Source organism: Mesorhizobium sp. ZC-5 (assembly GCF_025753855.1).
GTDB lineage: Bacteria > Pseudomonadota > Alphaproteobacteria > Rhizobiales > Rhizobiaceae > Neomesorhizobium.
On record NZ_JAOWPT010000018.1, the window covers coordinates 92538 to 100289 of the forward strand.

General features: G+C 63.1%; 5 protein-coding genes. All 5 read right to left on the reverse strand.

Features of this window, described 5'->3' with window-relative positions; translation table 11 throughout:
* Positions 1-5: 5 nt before the first annotated feature.
* Complete coding sequence (locus tag OHD58_RS28445; protein ID WP_263806980.1) at positions 6-1082, reverse strand: ABC transporter ATP-binding protein; 1077 nt, start codon at positions 1080-1082, stop codon at positions 6-8.
* Positions 1083-1287: 205 nt separating this feature from the next.
* Entirely contained in the window at positions 1288-3561 is a 2274-nt protein-coding gene (locus tag OHD58_RS28450) for an ABC transporter permease (protein WP_263806981.1), read from the reverse strand.
* A gap of 209 nt (positions 3562-3770) precedes the next feature.
* Positions 3771-4781 carry an ABC transporter substrate-binding protein gene (locus OHD58_RS28455; RefSeq protein ID WP_412177309.1) on the reverse strand — a complete coding sequence of 337 codons (1011 nt, stop codon included), beginning with the start codon at positions 4779-4781 and terminating at the stop codon, positions 3771-3773.
* 344 nt (positions 4782-5125) lie between these two features.
* The gene (locus OHD58_RS28460; RefSeq protein WP_412177310.1) at positions 5126-7036 is read right to left on the reverse strand and encodes a DUF3604 domain-containing protein; all 1911 of its coding nucleotides are present in this window, start codon (positions 7034-7036) and stop codon (positions 5126-5128) included.
* A 131-nt stretch (positions 7037-7167) separates the two neighbouring features.
* The coding region (locus OHD58_RS28465) for a HupE/UreJ family protein (protein ID WP_263806983.1) at positions 7168-7752 on the reverse strand (585 nt) is incomplete at its 5' end.

Here is a 7752-nt window from a genome sequence, read left to right on the forward strand (position 1 = left end):
CGCGTTCAGCCGGTGATCAGCACCGGCCCGCGCTCGGCAAATCCCACACCCACCGCCTGCCCCGGCTCGAACGGTGCGTCGACATCTGGGGAAACGGCGAACACCGTGCCGAATTCGGTGTCGACGATGAATTCCAGGTGGCTGCCGACATAGGTCACCTTCTCCAGTGTACCTGGAACGGTCCTGGCGGCGCCCGCCTTGCGGATGTCGATGCGGCTCGGTCGCACCGCGAGCTTCGCTTTGCCCGGCCGATGGCCGCGCGCCGGCAGCTTCAGCGAGATAGCGCCGATTTCCACCATCGCGACATCCTTCTTCACGTCGCTCACCTCGCAGTCGAAGATGTTCGCCTCGCCGATGAAATCGGCAACGAAGGCATTCGACGGCGCATCGTAGAGGTCGCGCGGGGTGCCGTCCTGCGCGATCACCGCGTTGTTCATGACGATGATGCGGTCCGAAACGGCGAGCGCTTCCTCCTGGTCGTGGGTGACGTAGACCACAGTCAGGCCGAGCTTTTGCTGGATCTCGCGGATTTCCTCGCGCACATGGCGCCGGAGCTTGGCATCGAGGTTGGAGAGCGGCTCGTCGAACAACAGCACCTGCGGCTCCAGCACCAGGGCCCGCGCCACCGCGACGCGCTGCTGCTGGCCGCCGGAAAGCTCACTCGGCAGCCGGTCGCCGAAACCGGCAAGGCCGACCAGTTCAAGACCGGCCTTCGCTTTGTCGACAGTGTCCTTCTTGTCGAAACCGGAGAATTTCAGCCCGTACTCGACGTTCTCGCGCACCGTCATGTGCGGAAACAGCGCATAGGACTGGAACACCATCGAGACGTCGCGATCCGTCGCCGGCAGCCGCGTCACGTCGGCGCCGCCGATCAGAATCTGGCCTGCGGTCGCCAGTTCCAGGCCGGCGATCATGCGCAGCGTCGTCGTCTTGCCGCAGCCCGAGGGCCCGAGCAGTGTCACCAGCTTGCCCGCCTCGATGAACAGCGAAATATCGTTGACCGCCGGCACCTTGCTCTTGCCGTAGATCTTGGTGACGTTCTTGAATTCCACCGAGGCGGCGTTGCTTTTGATCTCAGCCATCAGTGGTTCCTCGTGGATTTCAGATGGCCAGATACGACCTTACCCCCACCCCTAACCCCTCCCCACAAGGGGGAGGGGGACGCGGCAATCGGCTCTGCCCGACTTTGGCTCTCGCGGAAACGCATGCCGATGGACTCGAACAAGTCTCCCTCCCCCTTGTGGGGAGGGGTTAGGGGTGGGGGTGTCAGTCGCGCCATCGCTTCTACTACCCTGCTCCGGAGATTGCTGGCGGGCCCTGGGGCAGGCTGACATTGGTGCGCGATTGTCCAAGATCGCCTTCGCTCCCGCGGCGGCCGATGTTGCGGCTGCCGACGGCAAGTTGCATCAGGCCGATGACGGCCAGCATGACGACGATCAGCACCGTCGAATAGGCGATGGCGATGCCGTATTCGTTGTTCTCGACACGGCCGACGATGTAGCTGGTCGACATGTCATATTGCGCGCTGACCAGGAAGATAATCGCGCTGATCGCCGTCATGGCGCGCACGAAGGAATAGACCAGCGCCGCGAGGATCGCCGGCCTCAGCAGCGGCAGCACCACCTTGCGAAACGTCTGCCACGAATTGGCGCCCAGCGTCAGCGACGATTCGTCGAGGCTGCGGTCGATCTGCGACATCGAGGCGACGCCTGCCCGCACGCCGACCGGCATGTTGCGGAAGATGAACGACAGCACCAGGATGATGCCGGTTCCGGTCAATTCGATCGGCGGCACGTTGAAGGCGATCACATAGCTGACGCCGATCACCGTGCCTGGGATGGCGAAGGACAGCATGGTGCCGAACTCGAAGGCGTCCTTGCCGCGGAAATTCTGCCGCACCAGGAGATAGGCGGTGAGCAGCCCGATCGCCGCCGTCAGCGGCGCCGAGATCAGCGCGATCTGCATCGTCGTCCAGAACGAACTCCAGGCAGCACCCCGCCAGTGGAGGCCGAACTGGTTCCAGCTGACCGCGAAGGACTTCACGTAGTGGTCGAAGGTCAGCGAGAAATCGACGCCCCACAGCTTGACGAAGCTGCCGTAGAAGATCGTCACATAGATCAAAAGCGTGAACAGCGTCCAGAACCCGGCGATGCCGTAGACCACATTGCGGAACCCGGCCGGCAGATGCGGGTGCATGCCGGCATCGCCCTTGCCCGAAACCGTGGTGTAGGACTTCTTCCCCAGCCAGAAGCGCTGCGCGTAAAAGGCGCCGAGCGTGAAGAACAGAAGCACAAGGGCAAGGATCGCCGCCTGTGCCTGGTCGTATTGCGCGCCGACGATGGCGAAGAAGATTTCCGTCGACAGCACGTCGAAATTGCCGCCGAGCACCAGCGGGTTGCCGAAATCCGCCATCGATTCGATGAAGCCGAGCAGGAAGGCGTTGGCGAGGCCCGGCCGCATCAAGGGCAGCGACACCGTGACGAAGGTCTGCCAGCGGTTGGCGCGCAAGGTCTGCGCCGCCTCCTCCATCGACGGGCTGACGCCCTCGACGACGCCGATCATCACCAGGAAGGCAATCGGCGTGAAGGCCAGCACCTGGGCGATCAGCAGGCCGGGCAGCCCGTAGACCCAGCGGGTCGGCTGGATGCCGAACAGTTCGGAGAACCCTTGCGTGATGACACCCGACAGGCCGAACAGCAGGATGATGGCAAGGCCGATGACGAAGGGCGGCGTGATGATCGGCAGCACGGTCAGCGCCCGCAGCAGCGCGCCGTAGCGAAAGCCGGTGCGGGTGACCACCAGCGCGAAGACGAGGCCGAGCCCGGTGGTCAGCACGCCGACGAGGATGGCAAGGAACAGCGAGTTCCAGGCGACGCCGCAGCGCGGCCCGCCGGAAATGCAGCCCAGTCCCCACAGCCTGCTCGAGAACAGCTTGGTGAAGAACACGCTCAGCGAATAGCTGCCCTCCTGTGTGACCAGCGCACTGCCCAGCATCTGCAGGATCGGCATGAAGATGAAGATGCCGACGACCGCGACGATGAAGCCGATCGAACCGACGACAAACTCGTCGCCGCCCACCGCGCCGCGCGCCGCCAATCCCAGCGTGAAGAGGAACAGGAAGGCACCGCCGGCCAGCAGCGCGCCCCAGCCCATGCCGAACTGGCGGTCGTCCAGTTCCCCGAACAGGCTGGTCAGCCATTGCCACTGGAAGCCGCGCAGCCCGATACCGAAGCCCTGCAGCAGGAAGTACGCGAAACCCACGGCGCCGACGACGATGAGCAGGGTGCCGAACAACGGCTCCCCCTTCTTGCGTCCCCATAGGAGAAGCGGCGCCAGCAGCAGCGCGCCGAGCGGCGCCAGCCAGAGCTTCTGCCCCTGCAGCACAAGGAACAGCGCCGGCGCCACGTCGTCGTCGAACGGATAGCCGTCGAACAGCCAGGACAGCGTGAAAAAATTGTCGCGCAGCCCGTACCAGGGCAGCAGCGCGAAACCGATCAGGCCGACCACCGTCCACAGGAGGACGGTCGGATGGAGGGAAGCGGTGCGGGTTTTAGGGCGCATGTCGGAACCGCAAAGGCTTTGGCGAGCGATGTCGCCCCCTCCCCCGCCTTCGGCGGTCGCCCTCCCCCGCTTCGCAGGGGAGGATCCTCAACGCGACCTGGATCCTCCCCCTCCTGACCTTGCCGAAGGAACGGGGGAGGGGAACCATGCGAAGCATGGTGGAGGGGGCGAAACCCGACGGGATTGCTCGCACTGACAGCGGCCGAGCCTTACTGAGGCAGCGTCGAGACCTCGGTGTCCCACTTCGACAACAGGCGCTTGCGCTCGTCGCTCGACCCGTACTTCTTGAAGTCGTAGTCGATGAGCTTGATCGTCGACAGGTCGGGCGTCAGTTCCGACACCGCCGCGGTCTTGTTGGATGGAAGCTGGAACGACTTCACGTCCTTGGCCTTGCCCTGCATGTCGGCGGTCAGCGCCCAGTCGTAGAACTGCTTGGCCGCTTCCGGGTTGCGCGCGCCCTTGATCAGCGACATCGAGCCGATCTCGTAGCCGGTGCCTTCGCACGGCGCCACGGTGACGATCGGGAAGCCGGCGGCACTTTGCGCCACCGCGTCGTGCATGAAGACGATGCCGATGGTGGTCTCGCCGAGACCGGCCGCCTTGATCGGCGCGGAGCCCGACTTGGTGTACTGGTTGATGTTGGCGTGCAGCGCCTTCAGATATTCGAAGCCCTTGTCCTCGCCCATCAGCTGCACCATCGTCGCCAGCATGGTATAGGCGGTGCCCGATGAGTTCGGGTTGGCCATCTGGATCTGGCCCTTGTATTCGGGCTTGGTCAGGTCGGCCCAGCATTTCGGCTCGGGCAGGTTGTTCTTAGCCAGCAAATCTTTGTTGTAGCCGAAGCCGAGCGCGCCGGAATAAACGCCGATCGTCTTGTTGCCGGCGGCCTCCGCCTGACTGATCGCCCAGTCGTGCAGTTCGCCGCGCATCGGCGAGACATATTCCTCGGTCAGGCCTTCCTCGGCCGCCTGCAGATGCGGATCGCCGGTGCCGCCCCACCAGACGTCGCCCTTGGGATTGCCGGCTTCGGCGCGCAGCTGCGCATAGGTCTCGCCCGAACTCTTGCGGGTCATGTCGACGGTGATGCCGGTCTTCTCCTCGAAGCCGGTCTTGATCTGCTGACACCATGCCTCGTCGGCCGCGCAGTAAAGGGTCAGGCTGTCGGCGCTGGCGCCGGAAACGCCGGCCATCATCGTCAGGGCCACAGCGGCCCCGCCCAGCAAACGATATCGTGTCATGAGAACCTCCCGCTTGTTTTGCCGTCTTACGAATGCGGCTTGCGGCAGATTGGGTAATTTCGAACCAAATTGCAATCAGGGGAATCGCAGGTGGCGATTGGTGCCTGGTTGCGGGCGCGCTAACGCTGCTTGCGGAAGGGCTGGACTGCTGATCGACCGGGGCAAAGAGCCTGTCGATCTCGTTCGGAGGCCTACGGCTTGCGAGCCGACGGCAAGGCCGATGAACGGCCTGAACGCAGACGTTTGCCTGCGGTGCCGATTTGCCGGGTCGGTATCAAAACCGACCCAAGCTACCAATTTAGCCGCCCTTCAAACTTGCGTCCGGCTCACTGCGCCGGTGTGTACCAGATCGGCGATGTGTAGGCGCGCTCCTGCAGTTCCATCGGGGCTTCCGGCGGCACCTCAATGCCGTAATACTTGGCGTCGTGAGCAGTCCAGCGCGGCGTCGGGATCTCCAGCACGCGGCCATAGTAGAAGGCGCTCTGCGCGGCGTCGAATTCCGGGTCGGTCCAAACGGCGACCAGTTCCGGCGCTCCGATCGTGTTCTTCCAGGTGGCGTTGGCGACGTCGACCGTGCTGCCCACCGCCGGCAGCTTGCCGTCGGCGCCGGGTTTGCGGTCGTCTGACCACGCGACGTCGTACACCTTTTCATGCACCTCGCCGGCCGCGTCGAGCCAGCCCTTGACGATCTGGTAGCGGTCGAGATTCGCCCCGATCGGATCCTTCAGCGCCGCCACCAGGAAGGTCGGCGCCTTGCCTTCGGGCGCAGCCGCCAGGTCGCCGCCCATCGGCACACCCTTGGTGTAACCGGCAATGGCCGGATTTCGGGTGTTGGCGTCGTCGGCGGTGAACTCCCATCCGCCGAACAGCCGCACCGCCATGCGCGGGCCAGTCGACGCATAGGTTTCACGCCTCTCCATCGCATCCCATATGGACTCACGCGTGTTTTCCATTGCCCAGACCGCCGCGTAGCCCGACGCGGAAACCTCCCAGTCCATGATCTTCACGCCGGTTTGCTTGTTGTCGACGAACGCGGCTTTCGTGCGTTCCGGGCTTGGCTCCTGGGGCACCGTCTTGCCAAAGAAATTGTCTTCCTCCAGCGCGCTCAACGAGTTGTGCGCGTCGCTGCTGCCGACCAGTCCGAACTTGTAGGGATTGGCCCCGAGCTGCTTTTCAAGCTTCAAGCCGTTTTTCAGCGCAGAGCGCGCATATTCGAACTCGAGCATATCGTTGGCCTTCTTGACGCTGCCGTCCAGATTTCCCTTGTCCCAGATTTCGAAATTGGCGAACTCGTCGTTGGGCGAGAGGAAAGGATGCGCTTCGCTCGTCCCCTTGGTTTGCGTTGCCTCATAGAGCCGCTCCCACTTCAGGCGGGTCTCGGCGTACTGGCTGTCCAATTTCTTCCCGAAAGCATCGACGATCGGAAACATCGTTCCGTTGCTCAGATTGCCGTTGTGAGCGATGGCCAGCACGTTGCCGCCGGTCTTGTTCTCGTAGGCCTCCATCCACTTCCACAGGTCGACCGGATTGTCGCTGCCCATGGGCGGATAGACCGTAAAAGGTTCAACCTGGCTCGCCTTGTCGCCATTGTCGCGGAAGATCACATTGCGATGCAGGTTGTTGCCACCGGTATTCGACGTCCATTCGTAACCGATGAAGGCGGTGAAACGACCCGGATCGTTGTATTCTTCGGCGGCACCAATCGTCTCCTGCCAGGCGCCGCGGTAGGCGTCCGTACCGGGGAAATACATAAGATCCTTGGGGAAGGTTCCGTGTGAGAAGGCGACGATGATCTCAATCGCTGCGTCTGCCCCCTTACCCGATTGCATCATGTCATACCATTTGCGGCCGGTCGGATCGGCAAGCAGAGCGGGCTTTCCTGCAAACAGGTCCGGGAAGAAGCCCATATTGTCGGAATGATCCGCAACGACGAGGAAGTCGAGCGGTCGCGACAACTTCGCCGGCTGGCCGGTGGAGGATGTGACCTCCTCGCCCCTGGCGAAGCGATAGGCGTCCTTTGGTCCAAGCCGGGCGCCAAAGGCGCCAGCGTCCATTGAGAAGGATGTGTGAAGGTGCGTGTCGCCGAACAGCGGCTTGGTCGGGAAATTCCGGCCCGCATACGGAGAGTATGGTCTCTTTACCGGAAACAGCTTCCCTGCTTTCGCGGCGTCGATGTCGCCCAAATCCGTGTGAACGGCCTCTTGCGCGGCGGCCGGCAGGGAACACGCGACGGCCATGAGAACTGCGAGCGCCGAATTGCGCCGAAGCGTCGGTTTGAGCGAGGTAGACTCCATATTCTTTCCTCCGGTTTCGCGGCCGATTGACGGTTCCGCGCATGCTTTTTTGATCTGTCGGATCGAGCGTCTCGTCATCCGGACGCCCGCAACATGGCGTCGAGACGTTCAACGCCCCAGAACGCGGCCATCGTGCCGATCCCATATGCAGATGCGATGACGGCTTGCCGAGGGATGGTGAAAAGCTGCCTCGCCGCGGTGACGATCACGAGAATGGCCGCGATGAACATCAACTGCCCAAGCTCGACCCCGACATTGAAGGAGAACAGCGCAAGCGGGATATCGCCGCGGGGCAGCCCTACATCGACCAGCGCGCCAGCGAAACCGAAGCCGTGCAGGAGCCCAAACACGAAAGCAACCACCCAGGGCCAGGTGATGGTCAGGCTGGTTTCGCCGCGTTCCATCCGGATAATTTCCGCCCCGACAAGCACGATGCTGAACGCAATCATCACTTCGACGGGTGCGGAGGGAAGCGTCGCCCATCCGAGCGTGGCGAAAGTGAGCGTTATCGAATGCGCCACAGTGAATGCCGTGACCGTCTTCACCAGCATGCGCCAGTCCCGGACGATCAGCATCAGGGAGGCGACGAACAGCAGATGGTCGAAGCCGAAAAGGATATGCTCAATGCCGCTGACGATATAGGTCCGCGCCACGGTCCA